The organism is Arthrobacter sp. zg-Y820, from assembly GCF_030142155.1.
GTDB lineage: Bacteria > Actinomycetota > Actinomycetes > Actinomycetales > Micrococcaceae > Arthrobacter_B.
Map to the genome: position 1 here is coordinate 933,815 of NZ_CP126247.1, position 20,857 is coordinate 954,671.

20 protein-coding genes are annotated in these 20,857 nt (G+C 67.2%); 13 read left to right on the top strand and 7 right to left on the bottom strand.

Annotation, left to right across the window (positions count from 1 at the left end):
* Positions 1–5: 5 nt before the first annotated feature.
* Complete coding sequence (locus QNO08_RS04245; protein WP_229965042.1) at positions 6–1,310, bottom strand: branched-chain amino acid ABC transporter permease; 1,305 nt, start codon at positions 1,308–1,310, stop codon at positions 6–8.
* A gap of 341 nt (positions 1,311–1,651) precedes the next feature.
* Between QNO08_RS04245 and QNO08_RS04250 the strand changes: the two genes are divergently transcribed.
* From QNO08_RS04250 to QNO08_RS04275, 6 genes are all read left to right on the top strand, one after another.
* Positions 1,652–2,500: a Bax inhibitor-1/YccA family protein gene (locus QNO08_RS04250; protein WP_229964658.1), complete on the top strand. Its 849-nt coding sequence runs from the start codon at positions 1,652–1,654 to the stop codon at positions 2,498–2,500.
* A gap of 223 nt (positions 2,501–2,723) precedes the next feature.
* On the top strand, positions 2,724–3,446 hold the full coding sequence (locus QNO08_RS04255) for an ANTAR domain-containing protein (protein ID WP_229964659.1): 723 nt from the start codon (positions 2,724–2,726) through the stop codon (positions 3,444–3,446).
* Positions 3,447–3,465: 19 nt separating this feature from the next.
* Positions 3,466–4,464: an aldose 1-epimerase family protein gene (locus QNO08_RS04260; protein WP_229964660.1), complete on the top strand. Its 999-nt coding sequence runs from the start codon at positions 3,466–3,468 to the stop codon at positions 4,462–4,464.
* A gap of 40 nt (positions 4,465–4,504) precedes the next feature.
* Positions 4,505–5,734, top strand: coding sequence for an AI-2E family transporter (locus QNO08_RS04265; RefSeq protein WP_229964661.1), 1,230 nt, complete (start codon positions 4,505–4,507; stop codon positions 5,732–5,734).
* A complete protein-coding gene (gene ilvA / locus QNO08_RS04270) occupies positions 5,731–6,972 on the top strand; it encodes a threonine ammonia-lyase (protein ID WP_229964662.1) in 1,242 nt (413 codons plus the stop codon). Before QNO08_RS04265 ends, ilvA begins: the two co-directional genes overlap by 4 nt.
* Positions 6,973–6,975: 3 nt before the next feature.
* Positions 6,976–7,578, top strand: a complete 603-nt coding sequence (locus QNO08_RS04275; RefSeq protein WP_229964663.1) for a rhomboid family intramembrane serine protease — start codon at positions 6,976–6,978, stop codon at positions 7,576–7,578.
* A 9-nt stretch (positions 7,579–7,587) separates the two neighbouring features.
* Here the strand turns inward: QNO08_RS04275 and greA are convergent, their stop codons facing one another.
* Both greA and QNO08_RS04285 read right to left on the bottom strand, forming a co-directional pair.
* On the bottom strand, positions 7,588–8,079 hold the full coding sequence (gene greA / locus QNO08_RS04280; RefSeq protein ID WP_229964664.1) for a transcription elongation factor GreA: 492 nt from the start codon (positions 8,077–8,079) through the stop codon (positions 7,588–7,590).
* 251 nt (positions 8,080–8,330) lie between these two features.
* Positions 8,331–8,792 (bottom strand): DUF4307 domain-containing protein, encoded by a 462-nt coding sequence (locus QNO08_RS04285; protein WP_229964665.1) that lies wholly within the window; start codon positions 8,790–8,792, stop codon positions 8,331–8,333.
* 58 nt (positions 8,793–8,850) lie between these two features.
* On the opposite strand from QNO08_RS04285, the gene mca reads away from it, so the two are divergent.
* From mca to QNO08_RS04300, 3 genes are read left to right on the top strand one after another with little or no spacing between them, the layout of a single operon-like run.
* On the top strand, positions 8,851–9,768 hold the full coding sequence (gene mca / locus QNO08_RS04290; RefSeq protein WP_229964666.1) for a mycothiol conjugate amidase Mca: 918 nt from the start codon (positions 8,851–8,853) through the stop codon (positions 9,766–9,768).
* Positions 9,769–9,816: 48 nt separating this feature from the next.
* A complete protein-coding gene (locus QNO08_RS04295; protein ID WP_229964667.1) occupies positions 9,817–10,134 on the top strand; it encodes a hypothetical protein in 318 nt (105 codons plus the stop codon).
* Between the two features lie 9 nt (positions 10,135–10,143).
* Entirely contained in the window at positions 10,144–12,366 is a 2,223-nt protein-coding gene (locus tag QNO08_RS04300; protein WP_229964668.1) for a thioredoxin domain-containing protein, read from the top strand.
* Between the two features lie 34 nt (positions 12,367–12,400).
* On the opposite strand, the gene trhA is transcribed toward QNO08_RS04300, so the two are convergent.
* The gene (gene trhA / locus QNO08_RS04305; RefSeq protein WP_229964669.1) at positions 12,401–13,141 is read right to left on the bottom strand and encodes a PAQR family membrane homeostasis protein TrhA; all 741 of its coding nucleotides are present in this window, start codon (positions 13,139–13,141) and stop codon (positions 12,401–12,403) included.
* Positions 13,142–13,375: 234 nt separating this feature from the next.
* Here trhA and QNO08_RS04310 point away from each other — a divergent pair, with 234 nt between their 5' ends.
* The 4 genes from QNO08_RS04310 to QNO08_RS04325 all read left to right on the top strand — a co-directional run bounded on the left by QNO08_RS04310 (position 13,376) and on the right by QNO08_RS04325 (position 16,741).
* Positions 13,376–14,137 (top strand): isoprenyl transferase, encoded by a 762-nt coding sequence (locus tag QNO08_RS04310; RefSeq protein ID WP_229964670.1) that lies wholly within the window; start codon positions 13,376–13,378, stop codon positions 14,135–14,137.
* 254 nt (positions 14,138–14,391) lie between these two features.
* On the top strand, positions 14,392–15,669 hold the full coding sequence (gene phoH2, locus QNO08_RS04315) for an RNA 5'-3' helicase PhoH2 (protein WP_229965043.1): 1,278 nt from the start codon (positions 14,392–14,394) through the stop codon (positions 15,667–15,669).
* Positions 15,670–15,753: 84 nt separating this feature from the next.
* On the top strand, positions 15,754–16,266 hold the full coding sequence (locus tag QNO08_RS04320) for a prepilin peptidase (protein WP_229964671.1): 513 nt from the start codon (positions 15,754–15,756) through the stop codon (positions 16,264–16,266).
* 4 nt (positions 16,267–16,270) lie between these two features.
* Positions 16,271–16,741: an NUDIX hydrolase gene (locus tag QNO08_RS04325; RefSeq protein WP_229964672.1), complete on the top strand. Its 471-nt coding sequence runs from the start codon at positions 16,271–16,273 to the stop codon at positions 16,739–16,741.
* Positions 16,742–16,808: 67 nt separating this feature from the next.
* Here QNO08_RS04325 and QNO08_RS04330 read toward each other — a convergent pair whose 3' ends face one another.
* The 3 genes from QNO08_RS04330 to QNO08_RS04340 form a co-directional block, all read right to left on the bottom strand.
* Positions 16,809–18,533: an MDR family MFS transporter gene (locus QNO08_RS04330; protein WP_229964673.1), complete on the bottom strand. Its 1,725-nt coding sequence runs from the start codon at positions 18,531–18,533 to the stop codon at positions 16,809–16,811.
* Positions 18,530–19,234, bottom strand: a complete 705-nt coding sequence (locus QNO08_RS04335; protein WP_229964674.1) for a TetR/AcrR family transcriptional regulator — start codon at positions 19,232–19,234, stop codon at positions 18,530–18,532. Before QNO08_RS04335 ends, QNO08_RS04330 begins: the two co-directional genes overlap by 4 nt.
* A gap of 181 nt (positions 19,235–19,415) precedes the next feature.
* Entirely contained in the window at positions 19,416–20,837 is a 1,422-nt protein-coding gene (locus QNO08_RS04340) for a class II fumarate hydratase (protein WP_229967135.1), read from the bottom strand.
* Positions 20,838–20,857 lie beyond the last annotated feature (20 nt).

The window sequence follows — 20,857 nt, forward strand, 5'->3', positions numbered from 1 at the left end:
AGCCCCTAACCTATGCGCTCGCGGCGGCCGAGGATCCCCTGCGGCCGGACGAGGAGGACAAGAATCATGATGACCAGTGCACCCACGTATTTGAGGTCCGCCTCCAGCCAGATTGTGGAGATTTCCACGAAAAGACCCACGATGACGGAGCCAATCAGCGCGCCGTACACCGTACCGAGTCCGCCGAGCGTGACGCCGGCAAAGATCAGCAGCAGGATCTGCTGGCCCATGTTGAAGGAGACGCCGGGCCGGTAGTAGGCCCAGAGGATGCCGCCCATGGCCGCGAGGGCCCCGCCGAGGACCCAGACAATCCGAATGACGCGGTCCACATCGATGCCGGAGGCAGCGGCCAGCGCCGGATTATCCGAGACGGCGCGGGTTGCCTTGCCGATGCGGGTCCGCAGCAGCAGCACGGCCACGAGCAGAATGACGGCCAGGCTGACAAACAGGGAAATCAGGGTGTTCCGCGGAATGGACACCGGACCCAGCTCCAGCAGCGGGCTCTGGGCGCCCGGCAGCTGCTGCGTGCCTCCGCCAAAGAAGAACAGGATGATGTAGCGCACGGCAACCGCCAGACCGATGCTCACGATCATCATCGGCACCAGGCCGGTGCCGCGGCGCCGCAGCGGTTTCCAGAGTCCGGCGTCTTGGACGTAGCCGAAGGCGCCGCCTCCGACCACCGCCAGCGGCAGGGCAATCCAGGCCGGCATTCCCATCGCCGCAAAGCCGAAAGCCAGGACGGCGCCGAGGGTGACCATCTCGCCGTGGGCAAAGTTGGTCAGGCCTGTGGTGCCGAAGATGAGGGAGAGCCCGACGGCGCTCAGCGCCAGGAGCAGGCCGAAGCTCAGGCCCGCAATGGTGCGTTCAGTCAGGATCGAGGCGAAGCTCTCCTGCTGCAGGACGATGCCCTCGCCGAGCAGGAACAGCGTGGTGATGTTGGAGGTGCCGGCAAAGGTGACAGTGCGCGGGTTCTCCTGTCCCTCGGCCAGGGCGACACCCTCCGGCAGCGAGGATTCGTCCAGTTCCACTTCGAAGGCGCCCTGTTCGGGAACGCCGATGGACCAGGAACCGTTGGCTCCGGTTACCGTTTCCGCTTCGTAGCCGTTGCCGCTGGCCGTGATCCGGACCCCTTCCACCGGGACGCCCTCGTTCCGCACCACGCCGCTGATGCGGTCGCTGAATTCGGCACCGTCCGCGGCGGGGGCCGATGCACTGCCCGACGGCGGGGCTGAGGGTGTCGCTGTTGTTGCATGAGCGGCAGGGGAAGCGAGCAGCAGGGCAGCGAACATCGCCGCCACCGCTGCCAGCATCCCCAAATACCGGGTCAGCGCCGATGTTCTTAGCAAGTTCCAAAACCTCCACGCCACGGCCGCGGGCACCGAAAAATTCCCAGGCCTTAGGCGGATCTGATTGTGACTGATGTCACCGATTGGGGATTATGCTACCCAGTGAATGTTTCAGGCAGTGACCAATCCCATCCGGCGCATGTCGCGATCGGGTAACGACTTGATCCGCCAGTTCCGCGGGCTCTCGACAGGCGGGCTATGCCAAACTGTTACCGGCAGCGGTGGTTCCCTGGGAATCTCCCGCCCCCGTCCGCCGTTGACATTGGTAGGCTCTAGGTAAACAGCCCCCAGATGGAGGACATTGAATGGCACTCGGCGGTAATCCGGTCTTTAACGGCAAGAATTTCAACTCCCAGGTTCAGGGCAGCAGGATGAACCGAGGTTCCCTGGCGACGCAGGACCAGACTTCGATGACCCCGCAGCAGCTGCAGGAGCTCTACACCGCTCCTTCGGCGGGTCCGGCGCTGACCGGACGCATGACGTACGACGACGTCATCATGAAGACCCTGGCCTGCCTAGCGGTCGTCCTCATCGGCGCAGCTGTCCCGATGATCCTGATCCCCGGCGCCGCGGCGCCGCTGATGATCGTCGGTGCGCTCGGCGGTTTCGTGCTCGGCCTGGTGAACTCGTTCAAGCGCGAGCCCGCTCCGGCCCTGATCCTGGCCTATGCAGCGCTTGAGGGTCTGTTCCTCGGCGGGCTGACCCTGGTGCTGGACAACCTGTACCCGGGCATCGGACTGCAGGCCGTGCTCGGCACGCTGTCCGTCTTCGCCGTGACCCTGGTGCTGTTCCGCAACGGCAAGGTCCGCGCCACTCCCAAGGCCATGCGCTTCTTCATGATCGCGATGATCGGCTACGCCGTATTCTCACTGGTGAACATGGGCCTGATGATCTTCGGCGCCACCGACAGCATGTTCGGTGCCCGCGATTCAATCACGATCATGGGTATTCCGCTGGGCGTCCTGATCGGCCTCCTGGCCGTCGGCCTGGCCGCCTTCTCGCTGATCATGGACTTCACCTCCATTGAGCAGGGTGTGAAGGCCGGCGCTCCCCAGCGCTACTCCTGGACCGCTGCCTTCGGCCTGACCGTGACACTGGTTTGGCTGTACGTGGAAATCATCCGCATCCTCGCCATTCTTCGCGGCGACGACTAGCGCGTTGGGGGCGCCCTGACCAGTGGTCGGGCGTGCCCCGGGAACAGAGGCCGGCAGGAATTTATCCTGCCGGCCTCTTTTCTGTTTAAGCCTCTTTTCCCCCAACCACTCTGTGCCTGCCTTTCCCGGGACCGTAGGATCCGGGACGGGCCGATCCGCCGGGGCTGTTTCCTCCGGGAGCGGCTGGACCGGCAGGTCCCGGGAACGGCGGAAGGGGGCGGACGTGGACGACTCGGCGGATACTGCCGCGTTGCCGCTGCGGCTCCAGGACCTGCTGCTGCAGCATCCGGACTTGGAGGAATTTCTCAGTGCCCTCGCCGTCCTGGTCGCCGGGCACCTGGGCGGCTGGGATGTGGCGGGTACGTCCCTGATGGTCGTGCGGCCGCGGCGGCAACCGGCGCAGGCCGGCAGTGCGGAGCGCTTCGTGGCGCTGCAGGGTGGTTCGCGGGGGGATGACCCGGCCGGCGTCGTCCTGGCGGGCGGAGGTTCGGCAGTGGTCCGCGATCTGGCTACGGAAAACCGGTGGTTTGGCTTCCGGAGCGCGGCCCGGGAACAGGATGTGGCCGCCGTAGCCGCCGTGCCGGTGCCGGGGCTTGAACCGGCGGCCGCCGTGCTGACCTGCTATTCCTCCCGTCCCGGAGCCTTCGGCCCGGAGGCCGTGCGCGGGGTCGAACGTGCGGCGGCCGATCTGGCCGCGCCGCTGGCCCTGGCCCTGCGCCTGGACACGCAGGCGCATCGGGCCCACAACCTGCAGGCCGCCCTGGAATCACGGACCGTAGTGGATCTCGCAGCCGGAATCATCATGGGGCAGAACAACTGCAGCCAGCAGCGGGCCGTGGAGATTCTGCGCAGCGTCTCCAACAGCCGCAACGTCAAGGTCCGTGAGGTGGCGGCCGGAGTGGTTGCCGTGGTCTCCGACCGGGTGAGTACGCACTTCGAGGAGTGAGCGGCTGTAGGCTGGTGCAATGAGCGCTACCGGCACGGATCCGGCGGCTGTCCCCGCCACCGGCACCCAGTTTCAGATCACCCGCAACACCCCCGGCGGCCGCGCGGAAGCACGCATCGCGTCGCTCGCCGGAGCGCTGCGCAGCTACTCGGTGGGCGGCACCGACTTCGTGGAGACCTACCCCGACACGGACCTGCCGCCGTCGGCGTGCGGCATCCTGTTGGCGCCGTGGCCCAACCGGGTGGCCGGCGGGAAATGGCTTTTGGGCGGCCGCATCCAGCAACTGGACATCACCGAGCCCTCGCGGGGCAACGCCAGCCACGGGCTGCTTCGCAATACCGGATACGTTCGGGCCGATCCGGGTGACGCTGCTGCCGGCAGCCACCTGCCCGGCAGCAGCGTCACCCTGAAGGCTGAGATTTTCCCCCAGCACGGATATCCGTTCCACCTGGTTCACCAGGTCACCTACAGCCTGGACGACGACGGCGGTCTGCGCGTGCGGCAGGGCCTGACAAATGTGGGCGGCAGTCGGGCACCGTTTGCCCTCGGCGCGCATCCGTTCCTGCGGATCGGATCGGTGCCGGTGGAGGACCTGACACTGACCGTTTCGGGAAACACCCGGCTGACCGCCGACGAGCGGCTGATCCCGTCGGGCCGGGAACCCGCCGACGGACCGAACGACCTCCGGGCCGGCCGCAGGATTTCCGAGCTCAAGCTGGACGCCGCCTACACCGGGCTGGACCTGCAGGACGGCGAGTTCCGGCACCGCCTCGAGGCGCCCGACGGCAGGCGGGTGCTGCTGTGGAGCGGTCCGGAGTTCGGCTATGTCCACGTTTTCGTGACCGACAAGCTTCCGGGACGCGCCTGCGCTGTCGCCCTGGAGCCGATGACCGCCCCAGCCAATGCCCTCAACTCCGGGGAGGGGCTGCGCTGGCTGGAGCCCGGAACAGCCTTCGCCGCAGAGTGGGGAATCCGCCCGGAAAGGCCGGCCGGCAGCCCGGCCGCCGGCTTCGCGTAAAGGTGGGAACCGCAGCCAGTGAGTGTGGAAAGATGAGCGCATGAGACCTCATGCACGAAGCATCGCCGCGTCCAAAGCGGTGCAGGCTGCGGCTGTCCGCTCCGGCAGGGGGAACGACGACGTGCCGTACGCGCTCCGCGTCAGCGCAGCGTGGGCCTGGCGGCTGGGCGTGGTGCTGGTGGTCGCCGCCGGCCTGGTCTGGATCCTGCGCAACTTTTCCCTGCTGATCATTCCCCTGATGATTGCCGCCCTGCTGGCGGGCCTGCTTTCACCGATCACCACCTGGCTGCGCCGCAACAAGGTGCCGGGCGGGCTGGCGGTGGCCGTCACAATCGTCACCTTCCTCGGCGTGATCGTTGCCGCCCTGACCTTGGTCGGACGGCAGCTGGCTCTCGGGTTCCGGGATCTGTGGGGAGAAACCCTGTCCGGTGTGGGACAGATCCAGGACTGGCTCGCCGACGGTCCGCTGCGCATCACCACCACCCAGATGGACACCCTGCTGCAGGAAGCCACCAATACGCTGCAGCAGAATTCAGCGAACATCGTGTCCGGTGCGCTCTCCGTTGGCACCGGTGCCGGACACTTTGCCGCGGGCGTGCTGCTGACCCTGTTCGCCCTGGTCTTCTTCCTGCTGGACGGCCACCGCATCTGGCGCTTCACCGCCGGCCTGCTGCCGCGCCGTGCCCGCCCCGGCGCCTACGGCGCCGGCATCCACGGCTGGGAGTCCATGGTGAACTACGTCCGGGTGCAGCTGCTCGTGGCGTTCATCGACGCCGTCGGCATCGGCGCAGGCGCGGCAATCATCGGGGTTCCGCTGGCACTGCCGCTCTCGGTCCTCGTCTTCCTGGGCTCCTTCGTCCCGCTGATCGGCGCGTTTGTCACCGGCTTCGTTGCCGTCCTGCTCGCCCTTGTCGCGAATGACTGGGTGAACGCCCTGATCATGCTGGGCATCGTGCTCCTGGTCCAGCAGTTGGAGTCGCACATCCTGCAGCCACTGATCATGGGCCGGGCCGTCGCCCTGCACCCGCTGGCCGTGATCCTGGCCGTCACCGGCGGGACGCTGGCAGCCGGCATTCCCGGCGCTCTCTTCTCCGTTCCACTGCTCGCCATCCTCAACACCGTGGTGCGCTACATCGCCGCCAGGGGATGGGAGGGGGACCCCGCACTGGCCCGCGATCCCGTGTTCGCGGCCGCCGGCGGGCAGCCCCCCAGAACCGATGAAACCGAAAACGCGTTGGAAGACAACGCAGAAGACGAGAAGCGACCGTGACTGACCTGTCCCAACTGCCTGTGACCCTCGACGACATTGAGGAGGCCGCCAAGCTGTTGGACGGTGTGATTGCCCGGACCCCCATCGAGATGTCCCGGGCACTGGGGCGGCTAACCGGCTCGAATGTCTATTTGAAGTGTGAAAACCTGCAGCGGGCCGGATCGTTCAAGGTCCGCGGTGCCTACGTCCGGATGGCCAAGCTCTCCCCGTCGGAACGGGACCGCGGAGTGGTTGCCGCATCAGCGGGCAATCACGCCCAGGGCGTCGCCGTCGCGGCCGCGCGCCTGGGCATCAAGGCCCGGATCTTCATGCCCCTGGGGGTGGCGCTGCCCAAGCTGGCGGCCACGCAGGGCCACGGAGCGGAGGTCGTGCTGCACGGGCACAACGTGGACGAAGCCCTCGCCGAAGCCCAGCGCTACTCCGACGAGACCGGCGCCGTTTTTGTGCATCCGTTCGACAACGTGGACGTGGTGGCCGGGCAGGGCACCATCGGGCTGGAGGTGCTGGAACAGATTCCGGACGTCGACACCGTGCTCATGGGCGTGGGCGGCGGAGGTCTTCTGGCCGGCGTGGCCGTGGCCATCAAGACCCGGGCGAAGGAACTTGGACGCGAAGTCCGCATCATTGGCGTGCAGGCCGAAAACGCCGCCGCCTACCCGCCGTCGTTGGCTGCCGACGCGCTGGTGCCGCTGACCAAGGTATCCACGATCGCCGACGGCATTGCCGTGGGGCGTCCGGGCCAGCTGCCCTTCTCCATCATCAAGGAGCTGGTGGACGACGTCGTGACCGTCAGCGAGGACTCGCTGGCACGGGCCCTGATCTTCCTGCTGGAGCGGTCCAAGATGGTGGTCGAGCCGGCCGGTGCCGTGGGCGTGGCGGCGCTGATGGACGGCAAGATCGAGAACCCGGGAAACACGGCGGTGATCCTTTCCGGAGGCAACATCGACCCGATGCTGATGCTGAAGGTCATCCAGCGCGGCCTCGCAGCCGCAGGCCGGTACCTGGTCGTGCGCATCCTGTTGGATGACCGCCCGGGCTCGCTGGCCACCATCTCCCGGATCATCGCGGAGTCGGACGCCAACGTCACCGGCGTCGACCATACCCGGGTGGGCGGATCAATCAGCATGGGGGACGTCGCCATCACCATCAACATGGAAACCAAGGGCCACGAACACTGCGAACTTGTGCTGAACAACCTGCGCGCGCAGGGGTTCCAGCCGATCGTGCTGCACGGGTAGGGCGTGCTTGCCAACCGGGCCAGGACGGCCCTCTTCGTTTCGCTCGGACTGGCCGCCCTGGTCTGGGGATGCTATCTCCTGGCCCTGTTCGCCGGTCCCGCGGTGCTGCATCAACTCGGCATCCTGCCGCGCCGGGTGGACGGGCTGGACGGAATCCTCTTCGGCCCGCTGCTCCACGCCGGGATCAACCATCTGCTGGGAAACACGCTGCCGCTGGTGGTGTTTTCCTTCCTCACCCTGCTGGAGGGCGTGCGGCGCTACTTGGTGGTGCTGGCCTCGTCCTGGCTCGCGTCGGGGCTGGGGGTGTGGCTCTTTGGGGGCGGGCTGACGGTGGGAATCTCCGGCGTCGTCTTCGGGCTTTTCGCCTATCTGATGGTCCGCGGCATCTACAACCGGGACCTGGTGCAGCTGCTGCTTGGGGGCATCCTGTTCCTGGTGTACGGCTCGCTGCTGTGGGGCGTGCTGCCGGTGTCGATCGGTGTCTCCTGGCAGGCGCATCTCTTCGGTGCCGCCGGGGGAGTGCTGGCGGCGGTGCTGCTCAGCCGGCACCGGCAGCGCGGACGGACAAGCAAAAGCGGGCCCTCCCGATGGAAGGACCCGCTGTAACGCCGAAAATCAGCTGGAGTAGGGCTTGGCGGAAATGATCTCCACCGAGATGCTCTTGCCGTTCGGGGCGGTGTAATTGGCCACGTCTCCGGCCTTCATGCCCTGGATGGCCGCGCCGAGGGGCGACTTCTCGCTGTAGACGTTGATGTCCGAGTCGCCGGCGATTTCGCGGCTGCCCAGCAGGAAGGTCTCCACGTCGCCGGCAATCTTGGCTTCGACGAGCATGCCGGGTTCCACGATGCCGTCGTCGGCCGGGGCCTCACCCACGTGGGCGGTCCGCAGCAGGTGAGTCAGCTGGCGGATGCGGGCCTCGGCCTTGCCCTGCTCTTCCTTGGCTGCGTGGTACCCGCCGTTTTCCTTCAAATCGCCCTCGGACCGGGCCTGCTCAATACGGGCCACGATTTCCGTGCGGCCGGGACCGGACAGGTGATCCAGTTCGGCCTTCAGACGGTCGTAAGACTCCTGAGTGAGCCAAGCGGCGGGTGCGCTGTTGGTGGACACGGGTCTCTCCTTTTAGTGACGACCGGACCAAACGATCTGGTCCGGCAGGTGCGAATACGCTTTGGGGGCCGGAATGGCCTGACAAGCAAAGACCCCGCCGGGCGGTGACCGGTCACTGTGCTGATCACCTGGGCGGGGCATAACGTAGGCTCCATACTAGTTCGCCAAGCGCGTTTACCCAAGAACCCTGCGGGCTTGGTAATCCGCCGGAAACCTGCACCGCATGCGCCGCCGTGCATCGCCGGCCGGGGCTAGGGTTCCTCGGTGATCCAGCAGGCATTGACGCCGCCGGTGACGCCCAGGGAATCCGTGCGGATGGCCACCCGCTGGCCGGTGGTCTCTTCCTCCGCGGGACCGATGGTGATCTGCTTCCATCCCACCACTGCGTACGCGTCGTTCAGGGCCTGGACCGCGCAGGTGGCTGTCACGTCGCGGTCCTTCGTGACCTGGAAATCGATGACGGCACTGCCGCTGTCGGGGATGCTGAAACCCACGTCCTTGAAGGTCACGTCGCCGCCGGGCGAGGGGACAGCGATCCACGCGGCTCCGGCGCACCCCAGCAGCACCGCGGCGCCGCCGATGATGGTCTTGGTCCGGCGGGACAGGCCCGGCTTGGGGGTGCCGTACCGATTGGCTAATCTTGTTGCGGACGGAAAACCATCCGGGGTCTGCTCGGGGGCTGGCTGCTTGACAGGACCTTCCTCAGTGCTCACTTCTCCATTTTATCCGAGTTTGCCGTCCACCTTTCGCCGACCCACCAGGAGCTGCTTCGTGTCGACCGCCTCAAAGAACAATTCCAGCCAGTCAGCACCGCTGCGGCTGCTGGCCGTGCACGCTCATCCCGACGACGAAGCCAGCAAGGGTGCGGCGATGATGGCGTTTTATGCGGCACAGGGTGTCGACGTGATGGTGGCCACCTGCACCGGAGGGGAACTCGGCAGCGTGCTGAATCCGGCCATGGAATCCAGCGCAGCGGCGAAGCGGGACCTCGCCGGACTGCGGCGGCACGAGATGGCCAACGCGCAGCGGGAACTGAGCGTGCAGCACCGCTGGCTGGGCTTCATGGATTCCGGACTGCCCGAGGGTGATCCGCTCCCGGATCTGCCCGCGGGATGCTTCGCCCTGGAACCGCTGCCGACCGCAGCGGCGCCCCTGGTAAAGCTCGTGCGTGAGTTCCGCCCGCACGTCATCATCAGCTACGACGAAAACGGCGGCTATCCGCATCCGGACCACATCATGGCCCACAAGGTGGCTGTCGAGGCGTTCAATGCCGCGGGAGACCCCGACAAGTATCCGGGCACGGGCGCAGCCTGGGAACCGCTGAAGCTCTACTACGACCGCGCCTTCAACCCCGAGCGCTTCCGGGCACTGCATCAGGCGCTAGTGGAGGAAGGCATCGCCTCGCCGTACGCCGAGCGCATCGCGGCCTGGCAGGAAGCCGACACCGAGGGCCACCAGCCTCCGGCACCCACGCATCCCACCACTACGCAAATCCAGTGCGGAGACTTTTTCGAGGCCCGGGACCGGGCTTTGAAGAGCCACCAAACCCAGGTTGATCCGGAGGGGTTCTTCTTTGCCGTTGACTGCGAGACGCAGCGGAAGGTGTGGCCGTGGGAGGACTATTCGCTGATCGAGTCAAGAGTAGAGACTGAACTGCCGGAAACTGACCTGTTCGCTGGCATACGATAGAGGGCAGGGACGGCGTGAAGCCGCCCGCTGCCAAGAGAGAGATACCTAGTGAACTTCCTGTACAGCCTGCCCCTGCTCGTCAATCCAGGCGGAACCGAGGAAGGCGAGCTCAAATCCGGCCTGAGCATCGCGGATGTCACTCCCGGCCTGCTGGGCTTCCTCGCGACCCTGTTCCTGGTGCTGGCAATCGTTTTCCTCATCCGCGACATGGTCAAGCGCGTCCGGCGGGTCCGCTACCGCGAGCAGGCGCGCACCGGCATCAGCTCCGACGTCTTCATCCCCAGCGCTGAGGACCTTGGCCCCGATTCGCAGCGTCCGGCGACCGGGAACGACGGCGGACCGCCGCGTTCCCCCGAACGCGGCTAGGAGCAGGACATGGCCGGCAGACTCCGCGACGAGGCTTCGGCCTACCTGCGCCAGCATGCCGGCAACCCGGTGGACTGGTGGCCCTTCGGGGATGAACCCTTCGCCGAGGCAAGGCGGCGGAACGTGCCGGTCTTCATCTCGGTGGGATACGCCGCCTGCCACTGGTGCCATGTCATGGCGCACGAATCCTTCGAAGACCCGGCGCTCGCCGCCTACCTGAACGAACACTTCGTCTCGATCAAGGTGGACCGCGAGGAACGTCCCGACGTGGACGCCGTCTACATGGCGGCCACGCAGGCCATGACCGGCCAGGGCGGCTGGCCGATGAGCGTTTTCACTCTTCCGGATGGCCGGACGTTTTACGCCGGCACGTATTTTCCGCCGCGCCCCGCCCAGGGACTGCCCTCCTTCCGCGACGTCCTGGAAGCCGTGTCCACGGCCTGGACGGACCGGCCGGAGGAGGTCGAGCGGAGCGCCGCGCAGCTGGCCGCGCATCTGGCCTCCGGCCAGCAGGGAAACCGGCGGCTGCTGGGCCCGATCCAAGCTGATGCGCTGGCTTCGGGTGCGCTGGACGGTGACGACGGTGCCGGCGCGGAGGCGGAAGCCGAGTCGGGCCGCACCCTGTCGGCGGCAGTTGAAGCCCTGGTTACCCTCGAGGACCGGGAATTCGGCGGTTTCGGCGGCGCACCGAAGTTCCCGCCCTCCACCGTGCTGCGGTTCCTGCTGGCCCACGCCGGCAGCGGTGCCTCCACCGCCGCCGACGCCGCGGCGCTGGCGGACCGCACCCTCGGCGCCATGGCACGCAGTGCCCTGTACGACCAGCTCGAGGGCGGCTTCGCCAGATACACCGTTGACCGCCGATGGGCGGTGCCGCACTTCGAAAAAATGCTGTACGACAACGTGCAGCTGCTGGCCCTGTATGCGCAGTGGGCGCGGACCGCCCAGGACGCCGGGGACCGCCGGCTTGCCCTGCGCGTGACCCGCGAAACGGCTGACTGGATGATCACCCGGCTGCAGGTCGCCGACGGCGGCTTCGCCTCCTCCCTGGACGCGGACACCGTGATGAACGGCCACCGGGTGGAAGGCGGCACCTACATTTGGACTGCGGCAGAGCTGACGGAGGTCCTGGGCGACGAAGCCGCTGCGGCCGTCAGCGGCCTGCTGGACCTGGACTCCGGGAACATGGCCGCCCACGGCGGAACACCCGGGCCCGACGGCGGTGCCGGAAGCACTTTGCACTTCGGCCGCCGGTTAAACGCTGCCGAGGAGGAGCTGTGGCTCGGCTGCCGTCCTGCCCTGCTGGCCGCCCGGAACCGGCGTCCGCAGCCGGAACGGGACGACAAGGTGGTGGCCGGGTGGAACGGGCTGGCCGTGGCAGCGCTGGCCCGAGCCGCCGTCGTACTGGCCGATGCGGGGGAGCACGAGGCCGCGCGCCGGATCCGGAGCGCGGCCGAGGACGCAGCGGCCTACCTGCTGCGCGTGCACCGGGTGGGGCCCACGCTGAGGCGCGTCTCCCACGACGGGCGCGCGTCGTCCTTTGAGGGTCAGCTGGAGGACTACGCCGCAGCGGCCGAAGGGCTGTTCGCACTGTTCGCCGCAACCGGCAGCGAGCAGTGGTTCACCGCGGCCGAATTCCTGGTTTCAGCGGCCGAAGACCGGTTCCTGACCCGAGGCCAGCTGCAGGACACCGCCATTCGTCCCAACCAGCTGGTTAATGCCCAGGGGGCGCAAGCAGCCGCAGATCCACTGGACGGCCCCACGCCCAGCGGAGCCGCGCTGTTCGCCGGTGCCCTGCTGACCTATTCCGCCTATTCGGGGTCCCAGCGGCACCGGGCGCTGGCGCAGTCCCTGCTGGCCCATGTGAACGTCGTGGCGCCGCGTGCACCCCAGGCCGTGGGCTGGGCCATGTCGGTGCTGCAGTTCCTGCTTGACGGGCCCCGGGAACTGGCGGTGACGGGCACCGAGGAGCCGGCAGTGGAGGCCCTGCTCCGCGCGGCGCGGGACGCCGGCGGCCCGGGCCTGGTGGTCGCCTGGCGGGTGGTGCCCGGCGCGAAGACGGAGCCCGGCAGCGAATCGGACGGCAGCGGATCGGCCGGCAGCACCGGCGTGCCGTTGCTGGAGGGGCGGGATCCCGGCGCCGAACCGGCAGTTGCCTATCTGTGCCGGGGAATGGTGTGCCGCCGGCCGGTCAGCACGGCCGCAGAGCTGAAGGAACTGCTCGGCGAGGGCTGAGCAGGTGGCGCCGGGACGCGCCGCCCGGGTTGCGCTAGGACGCGCCGACCGACAGCACCGCCATCAGAATGGCGCTGTAGTGGCAGGCGAAGCCGGCCAGCGTGAAGGCGTGGAAAATCTCATGGAAGCCGAACCAGTCCAGCGACGGATTGGGTTTCTTCATCGCGTAGATCACGGCGCCGATGATGTACATGGCGCCGCCCACGCAGACCAGCACGGCCGCGGCCGGAAGCACCGCGAAGAAATCCGGAATGTAGATCAGCGCAGCCAGCCCCAGGGCAATGTAGACCGGGGTGTACAGCCAGCGCGGCGCGTTGAGCCACACCAGCCGGAAAACAACTCCGGCAACGGCGCCGCCCCAGATGAACCAGAGCAGCACCTTGGCTTTTTCGGGCGGAAGCAGGGCCCAGGCCAGCGGCGTGTAGGAGCCGGCAATCACCAGCATGATGTTGGTGTGATCCAGCCGCTTGAGCATCCGCTTCACCTTTGGCGACCAGTTGCCCCGGTGATAAACCGCTGAGACTCCGAAGAGCAGGACACCGGTGACAGCGTAGACCGCGGACGCGATCCGGGTTCCGGATGTCGGGGCCAGGACAACCAGGATGATACCGGCGGCCAGGGCGAACGGGGTGGCGCCGGCATGCAGCCAGCCGCGGAATTTCGGCTTGATCTCCAGGATGTCGGCAACGTGCTCGACGGCGGATTCCACCGGGCCGGGAGTGCTGCGGGAGTTCGGATCCCGCTCGGGCGGGGCTGACGACGATGAAGATGCCATGCTGAAAATCCTAACCTACGGAGCAGTAGGTTAAGGAGCCGTCGGCAGCGTCCGGCCCGCCGCAGCACTCCGTGCCCGGCTGTGTGTCCGGCTGCGGGTTGCGGACCGCAGCGGAGCGCGCCGCTTCACGAGGAAAGTGCGGGCGCCTTTTTGGGAATACACTTTTTAGTGCGCCTCCCACCACCGCGGAGACGTTTTTCCTCCGGCACACAGGACAGGCAGGTGCGGCTCCGCATGAGGTTTCCAGGCGTTGTGTATGCCTATTACGAGCGCAAGCTGCGCCGCAGCCTGGCCGGGGACCGCATCCCCGAGCACATCGGCGTCATGGTGGACGGCAACCGCCGCTGGGCGAAACTGGCAGGCGCTCCGACCAGCGACGGCCATCAGGCAGGGGCCGACAAGATCCTGGAATTCCTGGGCTGGTGCCAGGAGATGGGCGTGCGCCGGGTGACGCTGTACATGCTCTCGACCGACAACCTGAACCGCGACGCCGACGAGCTGGAGCCGCTCCTGGACATCATCGGCAACACGCTGGACCGGCTGGGGGAGAAGGGCGACCTGCGGGTCAACGCCGTCGGAGCCCTGGACATCCTGCCGGCCAACCTGGCCGACAAGCTCAACGCCCTGGGCCGCAGCACCAGCGACGCCGACGGACTGCACGTCAATGTCGCCATCGGCTACGGCGGCCGGCGGGAAATCGTCGACGCGGTCAAGGAACTCCTGAACGACGCCGCTGCGCACGGCAAGACGATAGCCGAGATCACCGAAGAGCTGTGCGACACCCAGATTGCCGAGTATCTCTACACCCGCGGCCAGCCGGACCCGGAGCTGGTGATCCGCACCTCGGGCGAGCAGCGGCTCTCCGGATTCCTGATGTGGCAAAGCGCGTACAGCGAATTCTATTTCTGCGAGGCACTCTGGCCGGACTTCCGCCGCGTGGACTTCCTGCGTGCCCTCCGCGACTACGCCAGCAGGCAGCGCCGCTTCGGTTCCTGAAATCCGCGGGTGAACGGCAGGTAAACCCGCCGCGAAGACGCAGGAACAGGACCGTGTCCTGCTGCGGCGCCGGGCACGTCCGGCGTACCTTGGTGCTAATGATCAGCAACCCGCTGATCTCTCCGCCCAGCGATCCGGGGCAGCGCCCCTGACTGGAGTTTCCCGTGGCCATATCCTCCTCCCCGCGAACCTCTTCCTCTGCCGCTCCGGCGGCAGCCGCAGCACCCGGCGCCGGCGGCGACCCGGCAGGCTACGTGCTGGACACCTCGGTGCTGCTCTCGGACCCGAAGGCAATCCTGCGGTTTGCCGAGCACGAGGTCATCCTGCCGCTGGTGGTCATCACCGAATTGGAAAAGAAACGCCATGATCCGGAACTGGGATATTTTGCCCGGGCGGCCCTGCGCCTGCTGGATGACCTGCGGATTGAGCACGGCGGGCTGAGCGCCCCCATCCCCCTGGGGGAATCCGGCGGAACCCTGCGGGTGGAACTGAACCATGTGTCGGTGGACGTGCTGCCGGCCGGCATCCGGGGCACCGACAACGACAGCCGGATCCTCGCCGTCGCACGGAACCTGGCGGATGAAGGACGGAACATCACCGTTGTTTCCAAGGATCTGCCGATGCGGGTCAAGGCATCGGCCGTGGGCCTGAACGCCGATGAATACCGCAGCGACCTGGTCCGGGACAGCGGCTGGACCGGCGTCGTCGAACTGGCCGTGGCGGAAGCCGACGTCGATGGCCTGTACGAGCACCATCCGGTGTTCATTCCGGCGGCCGCCGAGCAGCCGGTGAACACCGGCGTCGTCCTGCTCTCCAGCCGGGGATCGGCCCTCGGCCGGGTGGGAGCGGACAAGCAGGTGCGGCTGGTGCGCGGCGACCGCGACGTGTTCGGCCTGCACGGACGCTCGGCGGAGCAGCGGCTGGCCATCGACCTGCTGATGGACTCGGAGGTCGGCATCGTCTCGCTGGGCGGCCGGGCGGGCACCGGCAAGTCCGCGCTGGCCCTCTGCGCCGGACTGGAAGCGGTGCTGGAGCGCCGCGAACACCGCAAGGTGGTGGTCTTCCGTCCGCTCTACGCCGTCGGCGGCCAGGAGTTGGGCTACCTGCCGGGCACCGAGGCCGAAAAAATGGGGCCGTGGGGGCAGGCGGTCTTCGACACGCTCGAGGCCCTGGTCTCCAAGGAAGTGCTCGAGGAGGTCCTGGACCGGGGCATGCTGGAGGTCCTGCCGCTGACCCACATCCGGGGCCGGTCCCTGCACGACTCCTTTGTGATCGTGGATGAGGCGCAGTCACTCGAGAAGAATGTGCTGCTGACCGTGCTGTCCCGGATCGGCCAGAACTCACGAGTGGTCCTCACCCACGACGTCGCCCAGCGCGACAATCTGCGGGTGGGGCGCCACGACGGGGTGGCCGCCGTCGTCGAAACGCTCAAGGGGCATCCGCTGTTCGGGCACATCACCCTGACCCGCTCCGAACGCTCGCCCATAGCCGCGCTCGTGACGGAGCTGCTGGAAGACGGGCAGATCGGCTGAGGCTGGCCTCCGGGCCGGGCCGGTTTGTCCACAGGGCGGCGCCGGCCCGGCTCCCGGGCCGCGGTTATGACGTACCGTGGTCCCATGGTGGGGATCCTGGGGGAGTACCGGTCACTGGGCGGGGCGGCCTTTTGGATGCTGTGCGCGGCCACCGCGTACTTCCTGGTGCTGGCCGTGCGGCTCGCCGCCGTGGACGCGGCGACGCACCGCCTGCCGAACCGGATCGTGCTGCCCGCCTATCCGGTGTCGGCGCTGCTGCTGGGCACGGCCGCCCTCGCGGCAGGCGATGCAGCCCGCATTGCCGCGATGGTGCTGGCCGGCGTCGTGCTCTTCAGCGCCTACTTCCTGCTGCGCTTCAGCAATCCCTCGGGATTGGGCTTCGGGGACGTGAAACTGGCCGGAGTCCTGGGGCTGTACCTGGGCTTCGCGGGATGGCCGTACGTGCTCGCCGGCACCGTTGCGGGGTTTGTCCTGGGCGGTTTGTGGGGGGTGTGGCTGATCCTCTCGCGCCGCGGAACGGCCAAGACGGCAATTGCCTTCGGGCCGTTCATGCTGGCCGGCGCCGCCCTGGCCATGGCGCTGCCTGGCCTACAGTAGAGCCATGCCCACCCCTGATTTTGTCCTGTCCCTGCGGAAGAAGATCGGCCATGACCTGCTCTGGCTGCCGGGGATCACCGGGGTCGTTTTCAACGAGGAGCAGCAGGTGCTGCTGGTCAAGCGGGCGGACGACGGCCGGTGGACCCTGATCACGGGAATGCTCGAGCCCGGGGAGGAACCGGCCGCCGGAACGCTGCGCGAGGTGGAGGAGGAAACGGGCATCACCGCCGCCGTTGAGCACCTCATCCATGTCGGCTCCCACGGCCCCATCACGTTCCCCAACGGCGACCAGTGCTCCTTCCTCAACGTGGCCTTCCGCTGCCGCTACGAGGGCGGAACGGCGCGGGTCAACGACGACGAGTCCACCGACGTCGGCTGGTTTGCCCTGGACCAGCTGCCGCCGCTGAGCGAGCGGCACACCCTGCTCCTCCGGCTGGCGCTGGAGACGGACGGCGTCCCCGCCTTTTCCCGCTGACGACGCAGGCCTCCTCCTTCCCGAAGGAAAGAGGAGGCCTGCGCTGCTGCTTTTATTGCGGCTGCGGCTATCCGGCGTCGTTGTTGCGCGCTGCCGGGTTGTTGCGGGCTGCCGGAGCACCGCCGTCGCCGCCGCCGTCGCCGTCGGCGTCCTTAGCTTCTGCCGCGGCTGCCGGGGACGATCCCTTCGCGGTTGCAACGCGCTCGGCCTCGAGGCGGTCGGCCTCCGGGCCGGAGACGGCCTCACCGCGGGCCACCATGCCGGCGACGTCTGAGAGCGGAATCTGCTTCAGGAACACGGCCAGCACGAGAGCAATTACGAGGAACGGAATCAGGTACCAGAAGACCGGTGCCAGGGAATCCGCATAGGCGGTCACAATGCCGTCCTGGACCGGTTCGGGCAGCTGGTCCATCACTGAGGGCTGCAGCGTGGCGGTGGCCTCGCCGGCGGCCGATGGATCGAAGCCGGCCTTGGTGAAGACCTCATGCAGGTTGTCGGAGAGGCGCGAGGTGAACATGGCACCGAAGATGGCCACGCCCAGGGAGGCGCCCACCTCGCGGAAGTAGTTGTTGGACGAGGTTGCGGTGCCGATCTGGTCCACGGGCACGGAGTTCTGCACCACGAGCACCACCACCTGCATGATGTACCCGAGGCCGGCGCCGAACACGAACAGCTGGGCGCAGATGACCCAGACCGGGGTGTCGGCGGAGAGCGTGGTCATCCACAGCATGGCGAGGATCACCAGGGCGGCACCCATGATCGGGTACTTCTTGTAGGTGCCGTGCTTGGTGATGGCCAGGCCGGAGTAGATCGAGGTGCCCATCATGCCCACCATCATCGGCAGCATCAGCAGACCGGACACGGCGGCGGAGGTGCCGGTGGACATCTGCAGGAACGTCGGCACGAAGGCCAGGGCGGCGAACATGCCCATGCCCAGGGTGAAGCCGATGGCGGTGCTGTTGACGAAGATCGGGTTCTTGAACAGGCTCATCGGGATGATCGGGTCCGCCACGCGGTTTTCCACCATCACGAAAAGCGCCGCCGCAACCAGCATGCCCGCGCCCCAGAGCAGGGTCATCTGGTGCGTCCAGCCGTAGTCGTCGCGGCCGCCGAAGTCGGTGAAGAAAATCAGGCAGGTGGTGGCGATGGACAGCAGTACGACACCGCCGATGTCGATGCGCTTGGTGGCCTTTTTGCTCGGCAGGGTCAGCGTGAAGAAAGCGATCAGGAACGCGATGATGCCGATCGGAATGTTGATGTAGAACGCCCACTGCCACGTCATGTGATCCACGAAGAAGCCGCCCAGCAGGGGACCGGCGACGGCGGAGAGGCCGAAGATGCCGCCCAGCGGGCCGAGGTACTTGCCGCGTTCGTTGGCCGGAACGATGTCGGCAATGATGGCCTGCGACAGGATCATCAGGCCGCCGCCGCCGAGGCCCTGGATGGCGCGGAAAATGACAAAGCCCCAGAAATCGGTGGCGAAGGCGCAGCCGACCGAGGCCAGGGTGAACAGGGCAATCGCGAACAGGAACAGGTTCCGCCGGCCCAGTACGTCGCCGAACTTGCCGTAGATCGGCATCACGATGGTGGTGGCGAGCAGGTAAGCGGTGGTGATCCAGGTCTGGTGCTCGACGCCGCCCAGCTCGCCCACGATGGTGGGCATGGCGGTGGACACGATGGTCTGGTCGAGGCTGGCGAGCAGCATGCCTGAGATCAGCGCGGAAAAGATGATCCAGATGCGTTTCTGGGTCAGCAGCAGCGGCCCGGTAGCAGGCGCGGCGGTGGTGGTCATGGCAGGTCCTTGGAAGAGGTGGAAGGGGTGGGTGCAAGTGCGGGAGGGGAAACGCCTGGAAGCGGTGCGGCCGCGGCGAACAGCTGCTGCAGGGCGGTGACGGTTTCGGTGAGGATCGTCCGGTAGGCGCGGGCGTTCTCCCGTTCGAAGAAGGCCGGCCCGGCCCGCTCGGTGAGGCAGCCGAACAGGGTCAGTGTGGCCTGGATGCGGGGATCCTCGGCCGGCAGTCCCTCCCGGGCCGTGAGCAGGGCCGCCATGGCTGCGGCCGCCTCGCGGGAGCCGTGCAGGACCTTTTCGAGCAGCCGGGGTTCGGCGGCAACGGCTTCCTTCAGTGCGGTCATTTCTTCGCGGGAGATCGCCATGCGGTCCATCAGGGCGACGGCGAAGTCCACAAAATCGGCCAGCAGCGAGGGGGAGAGGCTCCCGGGATCGGACTTTGTGCCGCCGGCAATGAACCGTTCGGCCAAATCCGCCGGGATTTCGTCGGCGGGGGAGCCCAGGATGGCGTCTTCCTTGGCGGCGAAGTAGTTGAAGAAGGTGCGCCGGGAAATGCCCACCCGCTCGCAGAGCTCCTCGACGGTGAACCCGTTGACACCGCGGGCGGCGGTCAGGGAACGCGCGGCGGTGATAATCCCAAGCTTGGTTGCGATGCGTTTCCGCTCGCGGAGGCCGCAGTTCTCCTCGGATGCACTATTCGTCACGGAGTGAATATTTACACTTCTGACCATGTAGTGCAAATTCACGCGTCCTTCTCAGGGCTGAGAGACGCAGTTTCTGCCAGTTCGCGGGGATGTCAGGAACTGGCGGGGATGTCAGGAACGGACGGGAACACGGAAGGGCGCCCGGCTCCATGGCCGGGCGCCCTTCCGGGGGTGTTGAAAGCTAGGCCTGCGGAGGCTTCGTCATGGACAGCACATCGAGGGCCGTGTCCAGCTGCTCCACGGTCAGTTCGCCGCGCTCGACGTAGCCGAGTTCCTCGACGGCCTGGCGGATGGTCTTGCCTTCCTTGACCGCGTACTTGGCGATCTTGGCGGCGTTCTCGTAACCGATGAACTTGTTCAGCGGGGTCACGATGGACGGCGACGCCTCGGCCAGGTAGCGCGTGCGCTCCACGTTGGCTTCGATGCCGTCGATCATCTTGTCCGCCATGATCCGTGAGGAGTTGGAGAGCAGGCGGATGGATTCGAGCAGGTTCGAGGCGATGACGGGGATGCCCACGTTGAGTTCGAAGTAGCCGAAGGTGCCCGCCCAGGCGATGGCGGCGTCGTTGCCCACCACCTGTGCGGCAACCTGCATCACGGCCTCGGAGATGACGGGGTTGACCTTGCCCGGCATGATCGAGGAGCCCGGCTGCAGGTCGGGGATGGCGATTTCGCCCAGGCCGGTGTTGGGGCCTGAACCCATCCAGCGCAGGTCGTTGGCGATTTTGGAGAAGGAGACGGCGATCGTGCGCAGCATGCCGGAGACCTCAACGAGGGCATCGCGGTTGGCCTGTGCCTCGAAGTGGTCGCGCGCTTCGGTCAGCGGCAGGCCGGTGTCGGCAGCCAGCAGTTCGATCACGCGCTGCGGGAAGCCGGCGGGGGTGTTGATGCCAGTGCCGACGGCGGTGCCGCCGAGGGGAACTTCGGCCACGCGCGGCAGGGAAGCCTGCACGCGCTCGATGCCGTAGCGGACCTGGGCTGCGTAGCCGCCGAATTCCTGGCCCATGGTTACCGGAGTGGCGTCCATCAGGTGGGTGCGGCCGGACTTCACGACGTCCTTGAATTCCACAGCCTTGCGCTCGAGCGAAAGCGCCAGGTGGTCCAGGGCGGGGATCAGGTTGTTGATCAGGGCAGACGTGGCTGCCACGTGAACCGAGGTCGGGAACACGTCGTTGGAAGACTGCGAGGCGTTGACGTGGTCGTTCGGGTGAACGGTGGTGTCGCTGCCGGTGTCCTTCAACGCGCGGGTGGCCAGCTCGGCCAGAACCTCGTTGGTGTTCATGTTCGAGGAGGTGCCGGAGCCGGTCTGGAACACGTCAATCGGGAACTGGTCGTCGAGGGAACCGCCGGCCACCATGTCGGCGGCCTTTTCGATCGCCCGGGCGCGCTCGGCGTCGAGCACTCCCAACTCGGCGTTCGCGGTGGCAGCTGCCTTCTTGATCCGGGCCAGCGCCTCGATGTGCGCGCTGTCCAGCGGCTTGCCGGAGATTGGGAAGTTCTCCACGGCGCGCTGGGTCTGGGCACGGTACAGGGCGTTGACCGGAACGCGGACCTCGCCCATGGTGTCATGTTCGATGCGGAATTCAGGAGTGTCAGAAGTCATGGTCCCAAGCCTAGTATCCG